The organism is Pseudooceanicola aquaeponti (assembly GCF_050897975.1).
Taxonomy (GTDB): Bacteria; Pseudomonadota; Alphaproteobacteria; order Rhodobacterales; family Rhodobacteraceae; genus Pseudooceanicola.
This window is the reverse complement of the sequence record NZ_JBPAXY010000008.1, coordinates 238520-258988: the sequence shown is the minus strand read 5'-3', so window position 1 is coordinate 258988 and position 20469 is coordinate 238520. Positions and strand designations below refer to the sequence as shown.

The following is a 20469-nucleotide window of genomic DNA, read 5'->3' as shown; positions in this document are numbered from 1 at the left end:
GAGGGCGGCCTAGGCGCCCAGATCGGCCAGGATCCGACGGATCAGGGCGATGTCCTGGGGGCGCGACAGGGTGGGGGCATGGCCGCAATGGTCGATCACCGTGCAGCCCGCGCGCGGCCCCTCGGCGCCCATGCGCGCGGCGATCTCGGCCGGGAAGAGGTCGCTATCGGCACCCCGGATCGCATGGACGGGAATGGCGATGCGCGCCCAGCGGTCCCAGGTGGTCATCTCCTCGGGCGAGGCGGAGAACTGCACCGTGATCTTCGGGTCGTAGTGCAGGGTGAACATGCCGTTGCCCTTGCGTCGGACCGAGGCCCGGGCCATGCGCCGCCAGAAGGCATCCGAGGCGGGGCCGAAGGGGATATAGGCCTGGCGGAACCAGACCTCGGCCTCGGAGACCGTGCGCCATTCGGGGGCCGAGCCCGCATAGGCCAGGATCCGGTCGATGGCCGGTTGCGGCACTTCGGGGCCGATGTCGTTGATGATCAGGCAGGACAGCCGCTCGGCCAGGGGACCAGAGGCCATGCGCATCCCGATCAGACCGCCCATCGAGGTGCCGATCCAGGCCGCCCGGGTGATGCCGTAGCGGTCCAGCAGGTCGCCCGCGATCCCGGCGTAGTATTCCACCGAATATTCCGCCTCGGGGTTGGTGGACCAGCTGGACAGGCCGCGCCCGATGGTGTCGGGGCAGAGCACGAAGAAGCGGTCCGACAGGGCGCGGGCCAGCTCGTCGAAGTCACGGCCCGTGCGGGCCAGCCCGTGCCACATCACCAGCGGCGGATTGGCCGGGTCGCCCCATTCGGTCACATGCAATTCGTGATCCAGAACGGGGACGAAGCTGAAGCGGGGATCGGGGCTCATGCGCTTTTCCCCCGGGCCGAAAGGGTCCCTGCAATCCCCTTGGGGAAGAAGTAGACCAGCAGGATGAAGACGATGCCCAGCCACAGCAGCCAGCGATCCGGCGACAGGATGTCGGGCAGGACCGGCACATTGGCCAGGGCCTCGGCGGCAGAGCCCATCAGGTCGCGCAGGTAGTATTGCGCCAGCACCAGCAGGGTGGCGCCAATGACCGCGCCCCACATGGTGCCCATGCCGCCGATCACCACCATCAGCAGGATGTCGATCATGATATCGAAGGACAGCGCGGTTTCCGGCCCGGTGTATTTCAGCCAGACCGCATAGACCGTGCCCGCCAGCGAGGCGATGACGGCGGCGACGCAGAAGACGAAGGTGCGATAGGCTACGACGCGATAGCCGATGGCCTCGGCCCGGGCCTCGTTCTCGCGGATCGCCTTCAGCACGGTTCCGATGGGGGCGGCGACCAGGCGCAGCATGACCAGGAAGAGGACCAGAGAGCTGGCGAAGACGAAGTAATAGGCCGCCAGCTTGCCGTTCAGGCGCACGCCGAAGAGGCTGACCACCTTGCCGTCGGCATCCACCAGCAGCTTGGTGGCCGGTTTGAAGAGGTCGGGGGCCTTGTAGGTGATCCCGTCCTCGCCGCCGGTCAGCCCCGACAGCTGCGAGGCCAGCACCAGCGCCACCGAGGCGGTGGCCAGGGTGATCATGGCAAAGAAGATCGCCTTGACCCGCAGGGACAGCAGGCCCACGGCTACGGCTACCACCAGCGACACGGCCACGCCCGCCAGACCGCCAAGCGCTACGGCGTCCCAGCCCGGGCCCATGCGGTCCAGGGCGATGGCGGCGCCATAGCTGCCGAAGCCGAAGAACATCGTATGGGCAAAGCTGACGATGCCGGTATAGCCGATCAGCAGGTCATAGCTGGCCACCAGCACGATGAAGACGCAGATCCGCGCCGCCACCTGGATAGAGCGCACGTCCTGGAACAGGAAGGGCCAGAACAGCAGCGCCGCGGCGATGGCCAGAACGGCCAGTTTCACGATGGGGGAGGTTTGGTTTTTCATCTCGGCCTCACTTCACCGCCGGCTTCAGGCCGTTGGGCCGCCACATCAGGATGACCATCATCAACAGCATGTTCGACGCCAGCGACAGTTTCGGCGCCAGAAAGCCCACATAGTTGGACATCAGCCCGACCATGATTGCCCCCAGAAGCGTTCCCTGGACGCTGCCCAGACCGCCGATGATGACGACGATGAAGACGACGATCATCATATCGGCGCCCAGATGCGGCGTGATCAGCGTCTCATAGCCCGCCCACATGGCGCCGCCGAGGGCGGCAAGGGCGCTGCCTGCCATGAAGACGCCGATGAACAGCCGGTCGATGCGGAAGCCCAGGGCCTCGACCATCTCGCGGTTTTCCACGCCCGCGCGGATCAGCAGGCCCAGGCGGGTGCGGTTCAGCACCCAGTAAAGGCCCGCATAGACGATCAGCCCCAGCACGAAGGCGAAGAAGCGGTAGATCTCGATGGTGACGTCGCCGATCACGAAGGCCCCTTCCAGGAAGGCCGGGCGCCCGACGCTGAACGGCGTGCCGCCCCAGATCGCCAGGATCAGTTCCTCGACAACGATCAGAGCGCCCATGGTGATCAGGATCTGGCGCAGGTGGTCGGAATAGACCGGCTTGATGATCACGGTTTCAAAGAACCAGCCCGCGATCAGGCCAAAGATCATCGCCGCGCCGAAGGCCGCGACCAGGGCCGCGATGTTCAGCATCAGCGAGGGCGAGCCCAGCCAGCCGCCCAGCGAGGCCAGCACGCTGGCGGCGATGAAGGCGCCGAGCGACACAAAGGCCGAATGGCCGAAGTTCAGCACGTCCATCAGCCCGAAGACCAGGGATAGGCCCGAGGCCATCAGGAAGATCATCATCCCCATGGCCAGCCCCGCCACGGTCAGCGTGGCCCAGGACGAGGGCGCGCCGATCAGCACGAAGCAGACCGCGGCCACGGCGACCGGCAGCAGGTAGACCCCGCCCAGCCGGTCGATGGTTTCATTCAACTTGTCCATTGTCTCTCCTCGGGCCTCCTCACGCGGACAGGGACAGCAGGCGATCCTGCAAGTCCTTGTCGGCCACGAAATCCGCCATTGTGCCGGTATGGGCGACGCGGCCGTCCTCGATGACGGCCATGTCGCGACCCAGCGAGCGGGCAAATTCGAAATTCTGTTCCACCAGCAGGATGGTGGTCTTGTCCGAGATCTCGCGGAAGGCCTCGGCCATGTTGTCGACGATCGAGGGCGCAAGGCCCTTGGTGGGTTCGTCGATCAGGATCAGTTCGCGCGGCTCGATGATGGCGCGGGCCACCGACAGCATCTGTTTCTGCCCGCCCGAAAGGGCGCCCGCAGGCTTGTCCCAGAACTTTTCGATGGCCGGGAACAGCTCGTAGATCCATTTCAGCCGGGTCTTGTCGAAACTGCCGTTGGCCGAGGCCAGGATCATGTTCTCTTCCACGGTCAGCCCGCCGAAAATCCCCATGTCCTCGGGGACAAAGGCGATGCCCAGGCGCGAGATGTCGGCGGTGTGCATCCCCGTGATGTCGGTGCCCCGAAAGGTGACCGAGCCGGGCGAGGGGGACCACAGCCCCATGATGGATCGCAGCGTCGTGGACTTGCCCGCGCCATTGCGGCCCAGCAGGCAGAAAACGCCGCCCTCGGGCACGTCGAAGGTGACATCGTGCAGCACATGGTACTGCCCGATCGAGGTCTTCATGTTCTTCAGCGACAGAAGGGTCATGCGGCATCCACCCCCTTGCCCAGGTAGACATCCTTGACCAGCTGGCTCGACATCACCTCGTCGGGTTTGCCATCGGCCAGCAGGGTGCCGTTGTGCAGCACGATGATCCGGTCGGCGAGCGCCCGGACCACATCCATCTTGTGTTCCACCAGCAGCACGGTCTTGGACTGGTCGTGCTTGATCTCGGCGATCAGCTCCAGCACGTCGGGGGCATGGTCCAGGCTCATCCCGGCGGTGGGTTCGTCGAACATGTAGATGTCGGGCTCCATCGCCATCAGCAGGGCGACCTCCAGCTTGCGCTGGTCGCCGTGGCTCAGCTCCGAGGCGGGCTGATGCGCCACATCCTGCAACTTGGTGGCCTCAAGATAGCGTTCGGCGCGGGCGGTCAGCTCGGTCAGGGCGCTGGCGGCGCGGAACATGCGCCAGCCGTCGCCCGAGCGGGCCTGCACCGCCAGCCGGATATTCTCCAGCACCGACAGGGCGGGAAAGAGGTTGGTCAGCTGGAAGGCCCGGCCGACCCCGTGGCGGGCCCGCGTCGAGGGGGCCATCGCCGTCAGGTCGGTGCCGTCCTTCAGTACGCGGCCCGAGGTGGCGCGCAGCTGGCCGGAAATCAGGTTGAAATAGGTGGTCTTGCCCGCGCCATTGGGGCCGACGATGACCGTCAGCTCGCCAGGGCGGAACGCGCAGTTGACGGCGTTCACGGCCACATGGCCGCCGAACCGGATCGTCAGATCCTGCGTGATGAGAGAGGGTTGGGACATGGGAAACCTGGGGTCAGCCGGGGCGCGCGCAGGCCCGGAGGCGGCGGCGCAGCGGCGATCTTTCAAGGGAAAATCCCCGGGCCGGGGATGGACCGGCCCGGGGGAAGGGATCGGCGCGATCAGTTCTCGCGGCCGATCGGGATCTCCATCTCTTCCGGCTTGATCTCACGCACCAGCTCGGGGATGGCCCAGTCGACATCCTCGTCGACGCGGATCTTGAAGTGGTACATGGATTGCAGCGCCTGGTGATCTTCGGGACGGAACATCATCGGGCCCTTGGGGGTCTCCCAGGACATGCCTTCCATGGTCTCGATCAGGGTCTCGGTGTCCCACTCCTCGGCGGTTTGCAGCGCCTTGACCACGGCCATGGCGGCGGCCATGCCCCCTGCGGTGAAGAAGTCCGGCGGGGTCTCGAAGCGTTCCATGTGGGTGGCGACCAGCCAGTCGTTCACCTCGTTCTGGGGCGCCTCATAGTAGTAGTAGATCGCGCCTTCCATGCCCGGCACCCGCTTGTAGGTGGGCAGGACAGGCAGGATGTGACCGCCGGTCGAGATCTCGATGCCGTAGCGCTCGGGCTGCATCGCCTTGATCTTGCCCATCGGGTCGCCGCCACCGGCGACGTAGATCATGATGACCTTGCGGCCCTCGTGATCCTTAAGGGCGTTGAACATGCGTTCGGCCGAGGCGGTGAAGTCGGTGGTGCCCTGGGGCACGTATTCCTCGGTCACCACGGTGGCGCCGGTGCCGTCCAGCGCGGATTTGAAGGCGGTGATGCCGTCGCGGCCAAAGGCGTAGTCCTCGGCCAGGGTGGCGACGAAGAGGTTTTCATCGGGCGCCAGCGCCAGCGCCTGGGCCTGCATGTCCATGGACGAGTTGCGCGAGGTCTTGAAGATGTAGCGGTTGCTGTCGGGGCCGGTCAGGCTGTCGGCCACGGCCGGTTCCACGATCAGGATCTTCTCGTATTCCTCGGCAATGGGCAGCATCGACAGGGTCACGCCCGAAGAGGTCGCGCCGACGGCCAGCAGCACGTCGTCATCGCCATAGGCCTCTTCCAGGACCGCGCGGGCCACGTCCGGCTTGAACTGGGTGTCCTTGTGGATGATCTCGATCGGATGACCGTTGACCTCGTTGGTGCCGCCGGTGGCATATTCGATGCCCAGCTCGAACCCGGTCTGGGACTGCTTGGAAAAGGCCTCGAAGCTGGAGCCGGACATGCCGTGCACCAGGGCGATCTTCACCGGCTCCTGGGCCTGTGCCGCCCCTGCGACGCTCAGGCCGAACGCAAGCGCGCCGACCAGTGTGAACACTGATTTCATGGGTCCTCCCTCCCTGAGGTTCGTCTGGACGGTCGCATTGCGCGAACCCGTCCATTTCAGTATCTCCTTGCGGCAGGAAGATCCCATTGCCCGGGGTCGGGAGCAATATCGTGGAACTACTTATCACCGAGGCCTACCGTTCCGGACGGTTCGAAGAGATCGCCTTCCTGCACGCGCCGGTCGGTCTTGTGGTGACCGAGGACCGGGTGATCCGCGATTGCAACATCGCCTTCGCCGAGATGTTCGGCTATGGCCGCGACCAGCTGCGCGACCAGACCTTTTCCATCCTCTACCCCTCGCGGGAAGAGTTCGTGAACATCCGCGACCGGGGCATCCGCACCCTGGCGGAAAAGAACGTCTACTGGGACGAGCGGATCATGGCGCGGCGCGACGGCACGCTGTTCTGGTGCCGGGTGCGGGGCCATTCCTTCACCCCCGACACGCCGCTGACCCGCGCTGTCTGGTCCTTTGCCGACCTGTCCTCGATCCGGCCCTACAACGAGCTGACCCGGCGCGAGCGCGAGATCATTTCCTTCCTGGCAGACGGTCTGACCTCGAAAGAGATCGCGCTGAAGCTCGACATCTCGCACCGCACGGTCGAGGTCTACCGCGCCAAGCTGCTGAAGAAGTTCGGCGTGGTGAACACCTCGTCGCTGCTACAGGCGCTTGGCCATATCGACGCCGATCACGTGGTCGACCGCAGCTAAGGGGCGGGGGCCATTGCGGCCCCGGGAACTGCGGACCCGACGCGCCCCGAGGGAATGTAAGGCGGCAATGTGGCGACCGCGTTGCGATTGTCTCTGATTATGTGGGTAGTTCCGGGGTCGTCCGGGCATTGTTGCCGTCTGGTGGCCGCTGTGCCTTACTTTCGCCACGGTTGATCGCCTTAAGGTTGTGGTGTCGTGACGGGGGCGCCAGGGCTTTGCTGCAGCGGGGCAGGGGGAAACAGCCGCGAATCCCGACGCCCGCGCCGACCCTCGCAATAGGGTGCAAAACGCGGATTTCGAACATTCGCAGGCGTATTACGACCAATGTCTAATGCGTTTGTGGCGCCGGGGTGGCCAAATCTGGCTGATGCCGTGACGGGATGGTTGCGCTTACCTGCACGTCAATCTGGCGGATTAGGGGGAAATCTTCCCGGTTTCCGAGCCGATTTCCCCGATTTGGGTGACATCTGCCCCGATTCGGCGGCGCGCGGTCCGCGCCAGGGCCGGATCGTTGCGCGACAGGCCCCCGGGGCAATCTTTTCTACCAAAAACCGACTGTTTTCGACTAGTATGTCGTCAGGATACAGCTTTGCTCCGTCACCCTGACACACACACACACCCGATGGTCATTGAGTGTATCTTGGCAGTGAGAGGCTCCCGACAGGGACCTCTCACTCGCCCTATGGGTGAAAATCTAGCCGTTTCATCCGCTATGACGCTCTTGCAGGGACGCCCTTGCATTCTTGTATTCCCGCTAAAAGTGTGTCGCTGCTGCCCTGCGTGCAAGCTATACGCAGTCGGATTTTCCCAGCTTTGACAAGGCTTTGAGCTGCTAAGGTGCTGTATACAGGCGCTTTTGGCGGGCCTGTCGTTCGTGTCCACTCAACTTTAACGTAAAGCTGTCGTTGCACGTATTTCGGTTCCCGACCGCGAAAATTCCGGCAAGCTGTCCTTGTGTGTGTCAGTTGTGAGTGCGGAGTTTACGTGTGGAACCGTTACTAGTGTCGCTCTTCGGCATGATGGCCTCGGGCTATGTCGCCGAAGACAGTACTTTGGGTAAAATCCTCGGTGTCGAAGGAGAGGACGAGGGAGACGACGAAATCGCAGAAGACCAGGAGCCGGCACAAGACGGCACCTCGATCCTCGATTTCGCCTTCCCCGATGACGCCTCTGCCGATGACGGAGGGCAAGAAGAAGGGGAGCCGGCCGACCAGGCCGGTTCCCCGGATAACCAGGCCGCGACGGGAGAAGCCGCGGCACTTGATCCGACGCTGGCCCAGCAGGCCGCCGGCGCGGAGGATGCACTGTCGGCCGATACGGTGGACGTGCAAGAGGACGACACGGTCAAGTTCGATGTCGTCACCGGCCTGGCAGGGGCAGCGCCCGCGCTGATCTCGGGCTTTGACAATGCCAGCCATGACCCCAGCCTGAAATCCGACCAGGTCTATCTGTATGACAGCGAAGGCACGCTGATCCCGGAAAGCGACTTTGTCGCCGGGGACCGGATCCTGTCGATCGTCGACATGGAAGACGGCTCTGGCGCGGCGCTGTACCTGGACGATGAACTGGTCGCGGTGGTCGAGGATTACACCGCCGACGAGCTGGCCGCCGATACCTCCTGGGTCGGCAACTTCACCGGCGGCGAGGGCGAGGTGGTCGAGATCACCGAGCCGGAAACCACCAACATCTTTGCCGATCTCGACGAGGAGGAGGCCGAAGAGGCCGAGGCCCCCGCCGCCGCAGAGGCGCCCGCGGCTGAGCCCGAGGCAGAGGTTGCCGCCGAGGCAGAGCCCGAGGACGACCCTGTGGCCGAGGCCCCGACGGAAGAGCCCGAGCTGGCCGCCGCAACCCAGGCCGCCGAGCCCGAAGCGGAGGCTCCGCTGGAGGCCCAGGCCGGGGACGAGACCCTGGCAGGCGCCGAGGCCGCGGATACCCTGGCCGCCGAGGACGAGACCGCCGAGGAGGACGCGGCAGCGCCCGAGCTGGCCGCCGCCACCCAGGACGACAGCGCCGAGACCCCGACGCCCACCAAGACGCTGGTGGTCGAGGGCGCCACCGCGACCGGCAACAGCGTCGCCGACGCCATGTTCGGCGGCAACGTGATCTTCGGTATCAACTCGGTGGGCGGCGATCTGAACGCCAACCTCGAAGATGCGCTGGACGCGACCGATATCGACCACATCCGCTTCCCCGCCGGCAAGGGCGATGGCATTGCCTCGGAAGAGGGCGACAAGTGGCTGAACATCGTCGATCTGGACTACGACGCCGAGGGCAACGCCGCCCTGTCGCAAGAGGTCACCGACCTGCTGGACTGGGCGCGCGATCCCAATGGCGATGGCGATTTCTCGGACGCCAAACAGGTCACCCTGGTGATCCCGACCCAGCACCTGAGCGTCGAGGAGTACGAGGAATTCGGCACCGACATCGAGATGTTCTCGCAGCTGGTGATGGAGCAATACGGCGACGTGGTCGCGGGCTTCGAGGTCGGCAACGAATACTGGACGACGATTGGCGAGACCGAATACGGCGCCAAGGCGAACATCGCCGTCAAGGCTCTGGCCGACGGGATGGAGGCCGCAGGCATCGACGCCGAGGACCAGCCCGACATCGTGGTGCAGATGGCCACCCCCACGGGCGCCTCGGACTTCCACGCCAGCGTGGCCGACGGTTCCTGGATCGAACGGCTGGAGGGCGCCAACCAGGCGATCATCGACCAGCTGGACGAAGAGGCCCGCGCGGATCTGGATGGGGTGGTGGAACACTACTACTACCGCCAGGACCACGACACCTACGAGGACAGCCTGGAAGAGTTCAACTACATCGAGAAGGACTACGACGTCTGGGACGCCGCCTTCGACAAGGAGCTGGACCTTCACATCACCGAGTGGAACATCAAGACCTCGAACACCGCCGAGACCGGCATGAAGGCCGCCTCGACCATGCTGGAGCAGTTCGAGAACATGATCGAACAGGGCGTGGATCACGCCGACGCCTGGGCGGTGATGCACAATACCTCGACCGATTTGGCGGGCGACCGCGACGGCGAGGTGCAGGTGGACGATCAGGGCCGGGTGACCAGCTCGATCAACGGCGCCACCTTCGATCTGATGTCCACCGCCCTGCCGGGCAAGGAACTGCTGGAGCTGGACATTCCCGGCGATGACGGCAGCATCGAGATCAACGCCTATGCCGATCAGGACGAGACGGTGGTCTACCTGTCCTCCCGCTCGCTGGAGGTGGAGACGATCGAGATCGACCTGCGCGAGCTGGTCGGCGGCGATGTCGAGGGCGCCACCGGCGTCAAGATCGGCATCGACCAAAGCACCTCGAACGGCTGGCACTGGGTGTCGGGCGAGGGCCGCGTGGATGCGGATTATGTCGAGATCAACGGCGAGAAGTATTACTACAATGAGCATGACGTCGGCGCCGAGCTGACCGATTATGCCTACGACAGCTCGGTCATCACCGTGACCCTGAAACCCTATGAGGTGCTTCAGGTGACCATTCCGGGCTCGGCGGTCGATCTGTCGGACGGCACAGGGGCGGATGACCTGGCCGGGTCGGCTGGCAATGACGACCTGACCGCGCCCGACGCGGGCAGCGTCACCCCGCCCGATGCGGCAGAGCCGGTGGTCGAGGCGCCGGTCGCCGAACCCGAAGACACCGTCTCGCTGGACGATCACCTGGTGGGCACCGGCTATGCCGATTACCTCAAGGGTTTTGAGGGCGACGACACGATCGACGGCGACCGCGGCGACGACACGCTGGCGGGCAGCCAGGGCAACGACATCCTGAACGGCGGGGCGGGCGAAGACCTCCTGAACGGTGGCCAGCAGGATGACCGCCTGTTCGGCGGCTCGGGCGATGACGAGATGATCGGCTGGACCGGCGAGGACTACCTGAAGGGCGGCCATGGCGATGACCTGATCGACGGCGGTCAGGGCAATGACACCCTGGCCGGGTCGCAGGGCAACGACACGATGTATGGCGGCGCGGGGGCCGACGAGATGAACGGCGGCAAGGACGATGATTACATCTCGGGCGGCGCAGGTGCCGACACGCTGACCGGCTGGTCGGGCAACGACACTTTCGCCTTCGCCGAAGGCGACATGGTCGAAGGCGATGTGATCACCGACTTCCAGCCTGCCAAGGACGTGATCGAACTGGACGTGCCGGGGCTGACCTCGATTGCCGATCTGGTCTTCAGCCAGCGCGCCGAGGGCGGCGTCCTGGTCGAGATCCCGGGCCATGGCACCCTGCTGCTGGAGGGCGAGCTGACCGTGGCCGAGGTGGCCATGGACGAGAACTTCATCTTCCTGGCGGGGGCCTCTTCGGCCGCTGCCTGAGGCAAGCGATACCGGCCGGGGCGGCACATCGCCCCGGCCCGAGAATTCGACCGATCCGGGTGCCCCGGTTCTGCCCGAAGGGGCAGGGCGGGCCCGGGTCGGAGCAGCAATCCCGGGCGCACAGGGCCCGGGCGGATCCGCGCCCCGCAGGGCGCCCGACAGCGAAGGACGAAGGACAGACCCAGATTGCGACCCGCCCGGGCCTGCCCCGGGGCACGGGTCATTTCATTTGCGGGGGGGGGACACGGTTCCACACATCCCTTCTCGCAAAGTGCGGGCGGGCCCGGCACGGCCCACCCGCGGCTTCCGGCGGTTGACGGCACTCACACACACAACCAACCGCCGCAAGCACCCCCGCGCGCCTCGGGCCCATTGCCCGGGGCGCGCACCCGTTCCGGCCTGGCCACGCCCAAGGCGTGCCCCCCGGGGGGTATTCACTGGGCATCCGGGGATGCCGATCTCGCTGAGTCCCAACAGGCCCCAGTATAGGGACCGACGCGCCCCGGAAAAGAGGGCGCCTGCGCCGCGCCGCCGCGACGCTGCGGCCACCGCCCTGTCGCCAGACCGCGCGGCCTTGCCTTTCCCGGCGCGCTGCCGCAGCCTTTGGCGGACATTCTCCCGAAGGACAGACCCATGAGCCGTTCCGCCGCCCCCTCCGCCGTTGCCCGTTTCCTGGCCAGCCGTTTCGACGATCTTCAGGCCCTGCGCCGCGACATCCACGCCCATCCCGAGCTGGGCTTCGAGGAAACCCGCACCGCCGCCCTGATCGAGGAACGCCTGCGTGCCGCGGGCTACGAGGTGACCACCGGCATTGCCCGCACCGGCATGGTGGCGACGCTGAAACGTGGCGAGGGGCCCGCCATCGGCATCCGCGCCGACATGGACGCCCTGCCGATGGACGAGCAGACCAACCTGCCGCACGCCTCGAAGTTGGCGGGCAAGATGCACGCCTGCGGTCATGACGGCCACACCGTCAGCCTGCTGGCCACCGCCGAGGCCCTGGCGGCCGAGGGCAAATTCTCGGGCACCGTCCACCTGATCTTCCAGCCCGCCGAGGAAGGGCTGGCGGGCGGTGCCAAGATGGTCGAGGAGGGGCTGTTCGAGCGCTTCCCCTGCGACCGGATCTTCGGCTTCCACAACGAGCCGCGCATGATGCTGGGCCAGGCGGCGACGCGCAGCGGGCCGACCATGGCCTCGGCGGATGAGTTCCGCATCACCTTCACCGGCAAGGGCGGCCATGCCGCCGTGCCGCATATGGCCAAGGATTGCGCCCTGGCCCTGTCGGAACTGGTGGTGGCCCTGCAACAGCTGGTGGCACGACGCATCGACCCGCTGCATTCGGCGGTGGTTTCGGTGACCCAGATCCATGTGGGCTCGGCCCATAACGTGATCGCGGGCGATGGCTGGATCGGCGGCACCGTGCGTTGCCTGGTGCCCTCGGACCGCAAGGTGCTCGAAGAGGGGATCCGCTCTATCGCCCAGGGCCATGCCGATGCCGCCGGGGTCGAGATGAGCTTTGACTGGTCGGGGGGCTATCCGCCGCTGGTCAACGACACGGCGGCGGTGGCCGATGTGGCCGTCGCCCTGTCCTCTGACGCGGCCCCGGTCACCTATTCCGAGGCCACGCCGATTATGGCGGGCGAGGATTTCGCCTTCATGTTGCAGGAAGTGCCCGGCGCCTACGTCTTCTTCGGCATGTCCGAAGAGGGGGCGCCCTCGCCGATGGTTCACGATCCGGCCTATGATTTCAACGACAAGCTGATCCCCATCGTGGCCGAAAGCATGGTCGCCCTGGTCGAGGCCGAGGCCCCCGCGACCTGATCCTGTCCCCTGCCGCGCGCGCCCCGGGTCTGCCAGGGCGCGCACCCCGCCGCGCCTGACGCAGGGGCAGGGTTGGGCGCTATGTGACAGTTTTGTGACTCTTTTGATCGTCTGGTCAGATCGGGCGCTGCACCGGGCCATTGTCACGCCCCTGACGCAGAGATCGGCTTTGACAGGGGGCATTCGCCGGGGCAGCATCCCGGTATAAGAATTGACCTTAAAGGGGAGTTACCCGATGTCCGTCCGTCTTCTGACGAGCGTGGCCGCCCTGGCGCTGAGCGCCGGCACCGCCATGGCCGATTATTCGCTGACCATTCTTCATACCAACGATTTCCACGCCCGTTTCGAACCGATTTCGAAATACGATTCCGGCTGCTCGGCCGAGGACAACACCGAGGGCAAATGCTTTGGCGGCTCCGCCCGCCTGGTGACCGCCGTGGAAGAGGCCCGCGCCCGCGCCGGCAACTCCATCCTGGTGGATGGCGGCGACCAGTTCCAGGGCACGCTGTTCTACACCTACTACAAGGGCAAGCTGGCCGCCGAGATGATGAACAAGCTCGGCTATGACGCAATGACCGTGGGCAACCACGAGTTCGACGACGGCCCCGAAGTGCTGCGCGGCTTCATGGATGCGGTCGACTTCCCGGTGCTGATGTCCAACGCCGACGTCTCGGGCGAGCCGCTGCTGGCCGATGTGCTGATGAAATCGACCACCATCGAGGTGGGCGGCGAGACCATCGGCCTGATCGGCCTGACGCCCCAGGACACCGACGAGCTGGCCTCGCCCGGTGACAACATCATCTTCACCGACCCCTCTGACGCCGTGCAGGGCGAGGTCGACAAGCTGACCGAAGCGGGCGTGAACAAGATCATCGTCCTGTCCCACTCGGGCTATGGCGTCGACCAGACCGTCGCCGCCAATACCACCGGCGTGGACGTGATCGTGGGCGGTCACTCGAACACCTACCTCAGCAACATCGCCGACAACGCCGAAGGCCCCTATCCGACCATGATCGGCGAAACCGCCATCGTCTCGGCCTATGCCTACGGCAAGTTCCTGGGCGAGCTGAACGTGACCTTCGACGACGCAGGCACCCTGCTGTCCGCCGAGGGTGAGCCGCTGATCATGGACGCCGCCGTGGCCGAGGATGACGCCACCGTGGCGCGCATCGCCGAAGCTGCCGCGCCGCTGGACGAGATCCGCAACATGGTCGTGGCCGAGACCACCGAAGAGATCATCGGCTCGCGCGATGTCTGCCGGGCGATGGAATGCGCCATGGGCAACCTGATCGCCGACGCCATGCTGGAGCGGGTGGCCGACCAGGGGATCCAGATCGCCATCGAGAACGGCGGCGGTATCCGCGCCTCGATCGACGCGGGCGAGGTGACCATGGGCGAAGTGCTGACCGTTCTGCCCTTCCAGAACACCCTGTCGACCTTCCAGGTGACCGGCGCGACCTTCCTCGAAGCGCTGGAAAACGGCGCCAGCCAGATGGAAGAGGGCGCAGGCCGCTTCCCGCAGGTCGCGGGCGTGACATTCACCGTCGATCCCGCCGCCGAGCCCGGCGCGCGGATCTCCGAGGTGATGGTGGCAGGCGAGCCGATCGACCCGGAAAAGGTCTATGGCGTGGTCTCCAACAACTACGTCCGTAACGGCGGCGACGGCTACGGCATGTTCAAAGATGCCATGAACGCCTATGACTTCGGCCCCGACCTGGCCGATGTGATGGCGGAATACCTGGCCGAAACCGGGCCCTACACCCCCTATACCGACGGCCGTATCACCGTGAAGTGACGCCGCGCGCCCGGTCCCGCCGTCGCGCGGGCCCGGGTCTCGGACAGGAAAGAACGCCCGCCGGTAGACCGGCGGGCGTTTTGCTGTCGGGCTGTCCGGCGCGGGGCCGGCTGGGCCGGTCGATCAGTTGGGGCGAATATTCTCGCCGCCGCCCGCACGAATGCGGCGGGGGCGGTCGTCCTGAATATCCGCACCGCCGAGGGCCAGGCCGAAGTCGAAGCCGCCGCCGTTCAGGCTGACCCCGGCTTCGGCGCCGATGTAGATATCCTCCATCAGCTGGGCGACCCCGGCCGAGGCGCGCCAGCTTTGCGAGGTGAACATATAGTCCATGCCGATCATCGCCACGGTGCTGTCTTCCTCGTCATCCGAGAAGACGCGGACACCGGCGCCGACCTGCGGGCCGGAGCCGCCGAAGGCGAAGGTCACGCCGAAGCCCAGCATGGGGTCGGCGGCGGCCGAGCTGGCAAGGCCCAGGGCCAGAAGAAGGGCGGGAATGCCGAAACGGGAATTTTTCATGAAATATGACCTCAGATTGAAAAGTGAGATCAGTTTCCTACAGAGGTTGCCGTTGGGTCAATATTCCAATTGTGACACCCTGGGGCGGGGCGGCGGCCCGGAGAGAGGCAAAACGCCCGCCGGGTGACCGGCGGGCGTGGCAGAGCATCGTTTCGCGTGGCCGCCCCTCTGGGCTAGCCATCCTGGTTGCCATTGGGCGGCGGCGAGGGCGGAACGTTGATCTGGCTGCGGTCGATCTCGTCTTCGGTATCTGCCGCGCCCAGCGACAGGCCGAAGTCGAAACCGCCGCCGTTCAGCTTCAGCCCGACATCGGCGCCGATGTAGGAGCCGTCCATCAGATGGGCGACACCGGCGGTGGCGCGCCAGCTTTGCGAGGTGAACATATAGTCCATCCCGACCGAAGCCACGGTGGTGTCTTCCTCGTCATCGGAAAAGACCCGCAGGCCCAGGCCCACATCGCTGCTGCCGCCGCCGAAGGCAAAACTGACCCCGAACCCGACCAGTGGGTCGGCGCTCGCGGGGGCGGCCAGTCCCAGACCCAGGGCCAGAGTGGCGGCGCTCAAAAGCTTGGCTGTCATGACATCCTTGTCCTGTTGTTGGTTCGTCGGCGTCAGTCTGGCAGCTGGGGTCGCTGGAACAATGCCCCTATTTAGGGGGTATACCCATTTTCTCGGGGCCGCGCCTTTCGGGTACGCCTCAGGGCTGTTCCGCAGGCGTGGCCAGCGCCAGGGCCAGGGCCTGGCTGTTGCGCGCCCGGTCGCCGCCGGTCAGCTCGGTCAGGGTGCTTTGGGCGGTGACGCCGTCAAAGCCCGCGTCGCCGAGCGCGGCCATATAGGCCTCGGGGCTTTGCCCGCCCAGCTGGGCCAGGGTGGCGACGGGGGCCCGCGACAGGGCGCCGAAGACCTGGGCCGGGTTCAGCTGCGGTCCGGACTGCGGCGTCAGGTTGATCGAGGTCAGCATGGTCACCACCACGCCCAGGGCCAGGATCGTGGCCGCCAGCGGCTTGCGCAGGGAATTGCGGAAGGGGCGCCAGTTGGTGAACAGGTGCAGCCCCACCACCGCCATCACCCCAAAGCCGATCTAGATATGGGCATCGCGCGACAGGGCGCCGCCCTGGTGCAGGAACAGCAAAACGCCGGTGACGGCGGTGACAAGAAAGCTGGCCGCGGTCAGGGGCGTGGCCCATTTGCGCAGGGCGGCGGTGGATAGGGACATGGCTGGGTCTCCCGGGCTGGTGTCGGACCCGCGCAGGCGGCCCTTGGGGGCGGGGCGCGGTCCTGGTGTCAATGGGGATGATACGCAGGCCCGCTTTCCTTCCGTCGCCTCGCGCGGCCCGTTTCGCGCCTCTTTTCGCGGTCGGGCCTGCGACATCCTGGCCGGGCAGGGCTTGCCGCGCCCCGGGGTGCCCCCCTATCTTCGGGGAAAGGAGCGCGCCCATGGATCACCCCCTGATCGACCTGATCAACAGCCGCATCAGCGAAGCCGAGGCGCAGGGCGACTTCGATGATCTGCCCGGGGCGGGCAAGCCGCTGCCACCGGTGGACGACCCCGAAAACGCCCTGCTCAACCGCATGGTGAAGGAGGCGGGCGGCGAGCCCGAGTTCGTCACCCTGTCCAAACAGCTGCGTGCCCTGCGCGCCGAGCTGCGCGAGACCGGGGATCGCACCCGGCGTCAGGAGATCCTGAAAGAGCTGTCGCTGATGGATGCCCGTATCGCCATGGCCCGCAAGGCCTACAGCCGGTAGGCGCCATGTGCGGGCGCATCGCCAATACCCTGCCGCAGGATGCCATGGCGCGGCTGTTCTCGGCGCGGCCCGACAATGATCTGCCCGCCGGGCCCGACTACAACCTCTGCCCGACCGAGCCCCTGGCGGTGGTCCGCGCGGGGGCGGGCGAGGCGCCACGCCGGTTGTCTGCCATGCGCTGGGGCTTTCTGCCCAGCTGGTACAAGACCCCGACCGATGGCCCCTTGCTGATCAACGCCCGGGCCGAGACGATTGCCGAAAAGCCCGCCTTTCGCGAGGCCTGCCGCCAGCGGCGTTGCCTGGTGCCGGTCAGTGGCTTTTACGAATGGCACCGCGCCGAGGGGCAAAAGCTGCCCTGGTATTTCAGCCGCGCCGATGGCGCGCCGCTGGTGCTGGCGGGGATCTGGCAGGACTGGGGCGCGGGCGAGGACCGGCAGGCCACGGTGGCGCTGGTCACCACCTCGGCCAATGCGCTGATGGCGCCGGTGCATCACCGGATGCCGGTGGTCGTCGAAGAGGGGGACTGGCCGCTGTGGCTGGGCGAGGCGGGCCATGGGGCCGCGCCCCTGATGCGCCCCGCCGCCGAGGGCGTGCTGCGCGGCTGGCGCGTGTCGAGTCGGGTGAATTCCAACCGCGCTGCCGGGCCCGAGCTGATCGCCCCGCTGGTCGAGGACGACCCCGAGCCGATCTGAGCCGCGTGGGCCCGGCTGGGGCCCTGCCGCCAGGGCGCGCCGCTACGGGGCCTTAGCCGCCGGGGCCGCCGTTCAGCACATTGCCCTGTTCATCCACCGTATAGACATGCTGCCGGGTGGTCAGGATGCGCTGCACCGCTTCGTTGATGTTGAACTTCTCCGCCAGGCTGGTGGCCACATAGGGGTAATCCTGCGGGTCGGTCTCGTCGTCGTTCGGTGTCTCCAGCGCGCGGCCGGAATAGGTGGAAGAGTAGGTGTAGTAGCCGTAGCTGTAATAGGTCGTGCCGGTGAAATCCCAATCCGTGTCGTGGTCCAGCAGGATCGGATAGGTATTGCCGTAATAGAGCGTCCCCGAGGCCCAGCTGTCGTCGTTGGCCTCGATCAGCTGGTTGCGGTTGGTCAGGTTCACGAACATCAGCGTGTCACCCAGCTGGGCGTGCACCTCGTCGGGGAAGAAGCCATAGCCCACCAGATAGATCACATGGGTGATGCCCGTGGGCTCGACAGGTTCGGGTTCGGGCTCAGGGTCCGGTTCGGGCTCCCAACCGCCCCAGCCCCCGCCCCAGCCCCATTGCGCCGCGGCGGGCAGGGGGGCGAGGGACAGCCCCAGCAGGGCCGCCAGCATCAGCAGGAAGGGGGCACGGGGGCGAAGACGGGTCGGTCGGGTCAACATGGCGATCACGGGCACTCGGAATCAGGTCAGGATCTGTCCTAGTCCCAGAATGCGGCTGTTTTTTGGCCGGTTTGGTGCGATGCGCCGCCGCCGCGCGGGAACCCTTGCGGGGGGATCGGCGTTGGCCCGGTGACAGATAGATGCCAGTCACCGCAAGGAGATCCCAGATGGCCACCGCGAAAACCACCACCGCCGCCAACAGCAAGACCACCGATCCCGCCGATCCGGCCGCCATCCAGGCGCAGCTGGACGCCGTGCGCGCCGACATCGCCGAGCTGACCCGCACCATCGGCGCCTACGGTCAGGCCCAGGGCGAACAGCTGAGCGCCTCGGCCAAGGCGCGCGCCGAGAAGCTGCGCGGGGACGCCGAGGCCGGGCTGGCCGAGGCCGAGGCCCGCGCCCGCGCCGCCTATGGCCAGGCCGAAACCGCCGTGCGCGACAATCCCGCTTCGGCCATGGCGATTGCCGGGGGCGTGGGCTTCCTGCTGGGTCTGGTCCTGTCGCGTCGCTGACGGGGGCGCCGGATGCTCAGCTTCCTGTCTTTCGCCCTGCGCCGGATGGCGCTGCGCGCCGGCGCCTCGCTGGCGGGCGCGGTGCTGATTGCCGTCGGCCTGGCCTTCTTTACCGGGGCGCTGTGGCTGGTGCTGGTCGAGATGCGCGATGCCCTGTTCGCCGCCCTGGTGCTGGGCGGGCTTTACCTGGGGCTGGGGCTGATCGTGCTGGCGCTGGCGCTGCGCCACCCGCGCCGCAAGCTGCCCTACGGCTATCCGCCCGCCGCCCCGGCGCCGCCCGCGCCGGGCGCCGCCCCCGGCGCGACGATGCCCGGCCTGATGGGCGCCCTGATGCAGGGCGTGGGCGCAGGCATGGCCGCAGGCGCCGCCCGCCGCGACCCGGGCGCGCCGCGCTAATGTGACCCGGGAGCGCCGGTGCCGAGACGGCCCCGGCGTCCGACCCCGGCCCGGTTCGGGGCCGGGCGCCACCCGTCCGGCCCGGGCGTCTGCGCGTCCATCGGTCTTTTGATCGGTCAAAAGAAATATTTTCGACAAACCTTTGCTGCAAAAGAGCTTAACGCCGCGCCCTGGCGTGAAAACCTCCGCTGTAAGGGCGCCTTTGCCGATCTCCCCCCCTTCCCTCGGGCGCCATTCTGGTCTTTGGTAGCCTCGACTGTGGTGTCCGGGTGTTCGATCTGAACCCCAGGGGGAGCTTCCATGCGCATTGCCATTATCGGGGCCGGGGTGATCGGCCTGAACACCGCCCTTGCGTTGATTTCGCGTGGCGCCGAGGTGACCGTTTTCGACCGCGAAGGGGTGGCGGCGGGGGCCTCGCGCGGCAATGCCGGGATCTTTGCCGATTATGCGGTGTTGCCCGAAAGCTCGCCCGACATGCTGCGCCAGGTGCCCCGGATGCTGTTGCAGCCCGACGGCCCGCTGTCGCTGCGCTGGCGCTATCTGCCCCGGATCGCGCCCTGGCTGCTGCGCTTTCTGGCGGCCGGACGGCCCGCGCGGGTGAAGCACATCACCCTGGCCATGGCGGCCTTGATGGATCATGTGCGCGGCGACTGGGATCAGGTGCTGGCCGAGATCGGGGCCGAGGATCTGCGGGTCACCCGGGGTGCACTTCTGGCCTATACCAGCCGCCGCGCCTTCGAGGCCGACCGCGCCGCCTGGCAGGCCAAGGCCGAACACGGCGCCTGTGACGTCGAGCCGGTGATGGGCCAGACCCTGCACGACATGGAACCGGCGCTGAACCGCGATCTGCTGCATTACGCGATCCACCTGCCCAACCTCAGCCACTGCCTGAACCCTCATGGCCTGGTCGAGCGGCTGGCCCAGGCCGTGCGTGACCGGGGCGGCGAATTGCGCCACCACGAGGTGACGGGGCTGCACCCGACCGAAGCCGGGGTGCGCCTGCACCTGCCGGATGGCGCGGCGGTGGATTTCGACCGCGCCGTGGTCTGCGCCGGGGCCCATTCCGCCGCGCTGACCCGTTCGCTGGGGCTGAAGATCCCGCTGGAGACCGAACGCGGCTACAATGTGACCCTGCCCGCGCCGGGGGTGGCCCTGTCGCGCCCGGTGTCGATCCCGGAAAAGGGCTATTACATGACCCCGATGTCGGTGGGGCTGCGCATCGGTGGCGGGGTGGAACTGGCCGGGCTGAAGGCGCCGCCGCGCTGGTCGCGGGTCGAGGTCATGGCGCGCCATGCCGAAACCGTGCTGCCGGGGCTGAACCGTGCCGGTGAGGCGCGCTGGATGGGCTTCCGCCCGGCGATGCCCGACACGCTGCCGGTCATCGGCCCGGTGCCGGGGGCGGAACGGGTGCTGCTGGCCTTTGGCCACGGCCATCTGGGCCTGACGATGGGCGCCACCACGGGGCGGATGATCGCGGGCCATGTCTATGGCAGCAACCACCGTATCGACCCGATCCCCTACCTGCCGACCCGCTTTACCTGAT

The 20469-nt window shown here is 66.8% G+C and carries 20 protein-coding genes; 9 read left to right on the top strand and 11 right to left on the bottom strand.

Going from position 1 to position 20469, the window contains the following annotated elements:
* Positions 1-9 precede the first annotated feature (9 nt).
* The 6 genes from ACRARE_RS20245 to ACRARE_RS20220 form a co-directional block, all read right to left on the bottom strand.
* Entirely contained in the window at positions 10-861 is an 852-nt protein-coding gene (locus ACRARE_RS20245) for an alpha/beta fold hydrolase (RefSeq protein ID WP_432658289.1), read from the bottom strand.
* Positions 858-1922, bottom strand: coding sequence for a branched-chain amino acid ABC transporter permease (locus ACRARE_RS20240; RefSeq protein WP_432658288.1), 1065 nt, complete (start codon positions 1920-1922; stop codon positions 858-860). Before ACRARE_RS20240 ends, ACRARE_RS20245 begins: the two co-directional genes overlap by 4 nt.
* Before the next feature lie 7 nt (positions 1923-1929).
* Positions 1930-2922, bottom strand: coding sequence for a branched-chain amino acid ABC transporter permease (locus ACRARE_RS20235; RefSeq protein WP_432658287.1), 993 nt, complete (start codon positions 2920-2922; stop codon positions 1930-1932).
* Between the two features lie 19 nt (positions 2923-2941).
* Positions 2942-3646, bottom strand: coding sequence for an ABC transporter ATP-binding protein (locus ACRARE_RS20230; protein ID WP_432658286.1), 705 nt, complete (start codon positions 3644-3646; stop codon positions 2942-2944).
* Positions 3643-4407: an ABC transporter ATP-binding protein gene (locus ACRARE_RS20225; RefSeq protein ID WP_432658285.1), complete on the bottom strand. Its 765-nt coding sequence runs from the start codon at positions 4405-4407 to the stop codon at positions 3643-3645. Before ACRARE_RS20225 ends, ACRARE_RS20230 begins: the two co-directional genes overlap by 4 nt.
* Positions 4408-4526: 119 nt before the next feature.
* The gene (locus ACRARE_RS20220; protein ID WP_432658284.1) at positions 4527-5723 is read right to left on the bottom strand and encodes a substrate-binding domain-containing protein; all 1197 of its coding nucleotides are present in this window, start codon (positions 5721-5723) and stop codon (positions 4527-4529) included.
* Positions 5724-5833: 110 nt separating this feature from the next.
* On the opposite strand from ACRARE_RS20220, the gene ACRARE_RS20215 reads away from it, so the two are divergent.
* From ACRARE_RS20215 to ACRARE_RS20200, 4 genes are all read left to right on the top strand, one after another.
* Entirely contained in the window at positions 5834-6430 is a 597-nt protein-coding gene (locus tag ACRARE_RS20215; protein WP_432658283.1) for a LuxR C-terminal-related transcriptional regulator, read from the top strand.
* Positions 6431-7416: 986 nt separating this feature from the next.
* Entirely contained in the window at positions 7417-10776 is a 3360-nt protein-coding gene (locus ACRARE_RS20210) for a calcium-binding protein (RefSeq protein WP_432658282.1), read from the top strand.
* A 633-nt stretch (positions 10777-11409) separates the two neighbouring features.
* Positions 11410-12597: an amidohydrolase gene (locus ACRARE_RS20205; RefSeq protein ID WP_432658281.1), complete on the top strand. Its 1188-nt coding sequence runs from the start codon at positions 11410-11412 to the stop codon at positions 12595-12597.
* A gap of 235 nt (positions 12598-12832) precedes the next feature.
* Positions 12833-14392, top strand: coding sequence for a bifunctional metallophosphatase/5'-nucleotidase (locus ACRARE_RS20200; RefSeq protein ID WP_432658280.1), 1560 nt, complete (start codon positions 12833-12835; stop codon positions 14390-14392).
* Between the two features lie 123 nt (positions 14393-14515).
* Here the strand turns inward: ACRARE_RS20200 and ACRARE_RS20195 are convergent, their stop codons facing one another.
* The 4 genes from ACRARE_RS20195 to ACRARE_RS20180 form a co-directional block, all read right to left on the bottom strand.
* Positions 14516-14908 (bottom strand): hypothetical protein, encoded by a 393-nt coding sequence (locus tag ACRARE_RS20195; protein ID WP_432658279.1) that lies wholly within the window; start codon positions 14906-14908, stop codon positions 14516-14518.
* A 173-nt stretch (positions 14909-15081) separates the two neighbouring features.
* Positions 15082-15486: a hypothetical protein gene (locus tag ACRARE_RS20190; RefSeq protein WP_432658278.1), complete on the bottom strand. Its 405-nt coding sequence runs from the start codon at positions 15484-15486 to the stop codon at positions 15082-15084.
* A gap of 118 nt (positions 15487-15604) precedes the next feature.
* On the bottom strand, positions 15605-15973 hold the full coding sequence (locus ACRARE_RS20185; protein WP_432658277.1) for a hypothetical protein: 369 nt from the start codon (positions 15971-15973) through the stop codon (positions 15605-15607).
* 15 nt (positions 15974-15988) lie between these two features.
* Entirely contained in the window at positions 15989-16123 is a 135-nt protein-coding gene (locus tag ACRARE_RS20180) for a hypothetical protein (RefSeq protein WP_432658276.1), read from the bottom strand.
* Positions 16124-16344: 221 nt separating this feature from the next.
* Here ACRARE_RS20180 and ACRARE_RS20175 point away from each other — a divergent pair, with 221 nt between their 5' ends.
* Together ACRARE_RS20175 and ACRARE_RS20170 are read left to right on the top strand one after the other, a co-directional pair.
* Positions 16345-16653, top strand: coding sequence for a DnaJ family domain-containing protein (locus ACRARE_RS20175; protein WP_432658275.1), 309 nt, complete (start codon positions 16345-16347; stop codon positions 16651-16653).
* A 5-nt stretch (positions 16654-16658) separates the two neighbouring features.
* A complete protein-coding gene (locus ACRARE_RS20170) occupies positions 16659-17345 on the top strand; it encodes an SOS response-associated peptidase (protein WP_432658274.1) in 687 nt (228 codons plus the stop codon).
* A 52-nt stretch (positions 17346-17397) separates the two neighbouring features.
* On the opposite strand, the gene ACRARE_RS20165 is transcribed toward ACRARE_RS20170, so the two are convergent.
* On the bottom strand, positions 17398-18015 hold the full coding sequence (locus tag ACRARE_RS20165) for a cupredoxin domain-containing protein (RefSeq protein WP_432658273.1): 618 nt from the start codon (positions 18013-18015) through the stop codon (positions 17398-17400).
* A gap of 170 nt (positions 18016-18185) precedes the next feature.
* Here ACRARE_RS20165 and ACRARE_RS20160 point away from each other — a divergent pair, with 170 nt between their 5' ends.
* From ACRARE_RS20160 to ACRARE_RS20150, 3 genes are all read left to right on the top strand, one after another.
* Positions 18186-18530 carry an ElaB/YgaM/YqjD family protein gene (locus ACRARE_RS20160; RefSeq protein WP_432658272.1) on the top strand — a complete coding sequence of 115 codons (345 nt, stop codon included), beginning with the start codon at positions 18186-18188 and terminating at the stop codon, positions 18528-18530.
* A gap of 12 nt (positions 18531-18542) precedes the next feature.
* Positions 18543-18926 carry a phage holin family protein gene (locus ACRARE_RS20155; RefSeq protein ID WP_432658271.1) on the top strand — a complete coding sequence of 128 codons (384 nt, stop codon included), beginning with the start codon at positions 18543-18545 and terminating at the stop codon, positions 18924-18926.
* Positions 18927-19226: 300 nt separating this feature from the next.
* Entirely contained in the window at positions 19227-20468 is a 1242-nt protein-coding gene (locus ACRARE_RS20150) for an NAD(P)/FAD-dependent oxidoreductase (RefSeq protein WP_432658270.1), read from the top strand.
* Position 20469: the final 1 nt, after the last annotated feature.

Coding starts and splice junctions, on each gene's coding strand:
- ACRARE_RS20150 (WP_432658270.1), top strand. CDS start 19,227: ATGCGCATTGCCATTATCGGGGCCGGGGTGATCGGCCTGAACACCGCC.
- ACRARE_RS20155 (WP_432658271.1), top strand. CDS start 18,543: ATGCTCAGCTTCCTGTCTTTCGCCCTGCGCCGGATGGCGCTGCGCGCC.
- ACRARE_RS20245 (WP_432658289.1), bottom strand. CDS start 861: ATGAGCCCCGATCCCCGCTTCAGCTTCGTCCCCGTTCTGGATCACGAA.
- ACRARE_RS20185 (WP_432658277.1), bottom strand. CDS start 15,973: ATGGCGGTGGTGGGGCTGCACCTGTTCACCAACTGGCGCCCCTTCCGC.
- ACRARE_RS20170 (WP_432658274.1), top strand. CDS start 16,659: ATGTGCGGGCGCATCGCCAATACCCTGCCGCAGGATGCCATGGCGCGG.
- ACRARE_RS20230 (WP_432658286.1), bottom strand. CDS start 3,646: ATGACCCTTCTGTCGCTGAAGAACATGAAGACCTCGATCGGGCAGTAC.
- ACRARE_RS20190 (WP_432658278.1), bottom strand. CDS start 15,486: ATGACAGCCAAGCTTTTGAGCGCCGCCACTCTGGCCCTGGGTCTGGGA.
- ACRARE_RS20220 (WP_432658284.1), bottom strand. CDS start 5,723: ATGAAATCAGTGTTCACACTGGTCGGCGCGCTTGCGTTCGGCCTGAGC.
- ACRARE_RS20195 (WP_432658279.1), bottom strand. CDS start 14,908: ATGAAAAATTCCCGTTTCGGCATTCCCGCCCTTCTTCTGGCCCTGGGC.
- ACRARE_RS20180 (WP_432658276.1), bottom strand. CDS start 16,123: ATGTCCCTATCCACCGCCGCCCTGCGCAAATGGGCCACGCCCCTGACC.
- ACRARE_RS20175 (WP_432658275.1), top strand. CDS start 16,345: ATGGATCACCCCCTGATCGACCTGATCAACAGCCGCATCAGCGAAGCC.
- ACRARE_RS20225 (WP_432658285.1), bottom strand. CDS start 4,407: ATGTCCCAACCCTCTCTCATCACGCAGGATCTGACGATCCGGTTCGGC.
- ACRARE_RS20200 (WP_432658280.1), top strand. CDS start 12,833: ATGTCCGTCCGTCTTCTGACGAGCGTGGCCGCCCTGGCGCTGAGCGCC.
- ACRARE_RS20235 (WP_432658287.1), bottom strand. CDS start 2,922: ATGGACAAGTTGAATGAAACCATCGACCGGCTGGGCGGGGTCTACCTG.
- ACRARE_RS20240 (WP_432658288.1), bottom strand. CDS start 1,922: ATGAAAAACCAAACCTCCCCCATCGTGAAACTGGCCGTTCTGGCCATC.
- ACRARE_RS20160 (WP_432658272.1), top strand. CDS start 18,186: ATGGCCACCGCGAAAACCACCACCGCCGCCAACAGCAAGACCACCGAT.
- ACRARE_RS20205 (WP_432658281.1), top strand. CDS start 11,410: ATGAGCCGTTCCGCCGCCCCCTCCGCCGTTGCCCGTTTCCTGGCCAGC.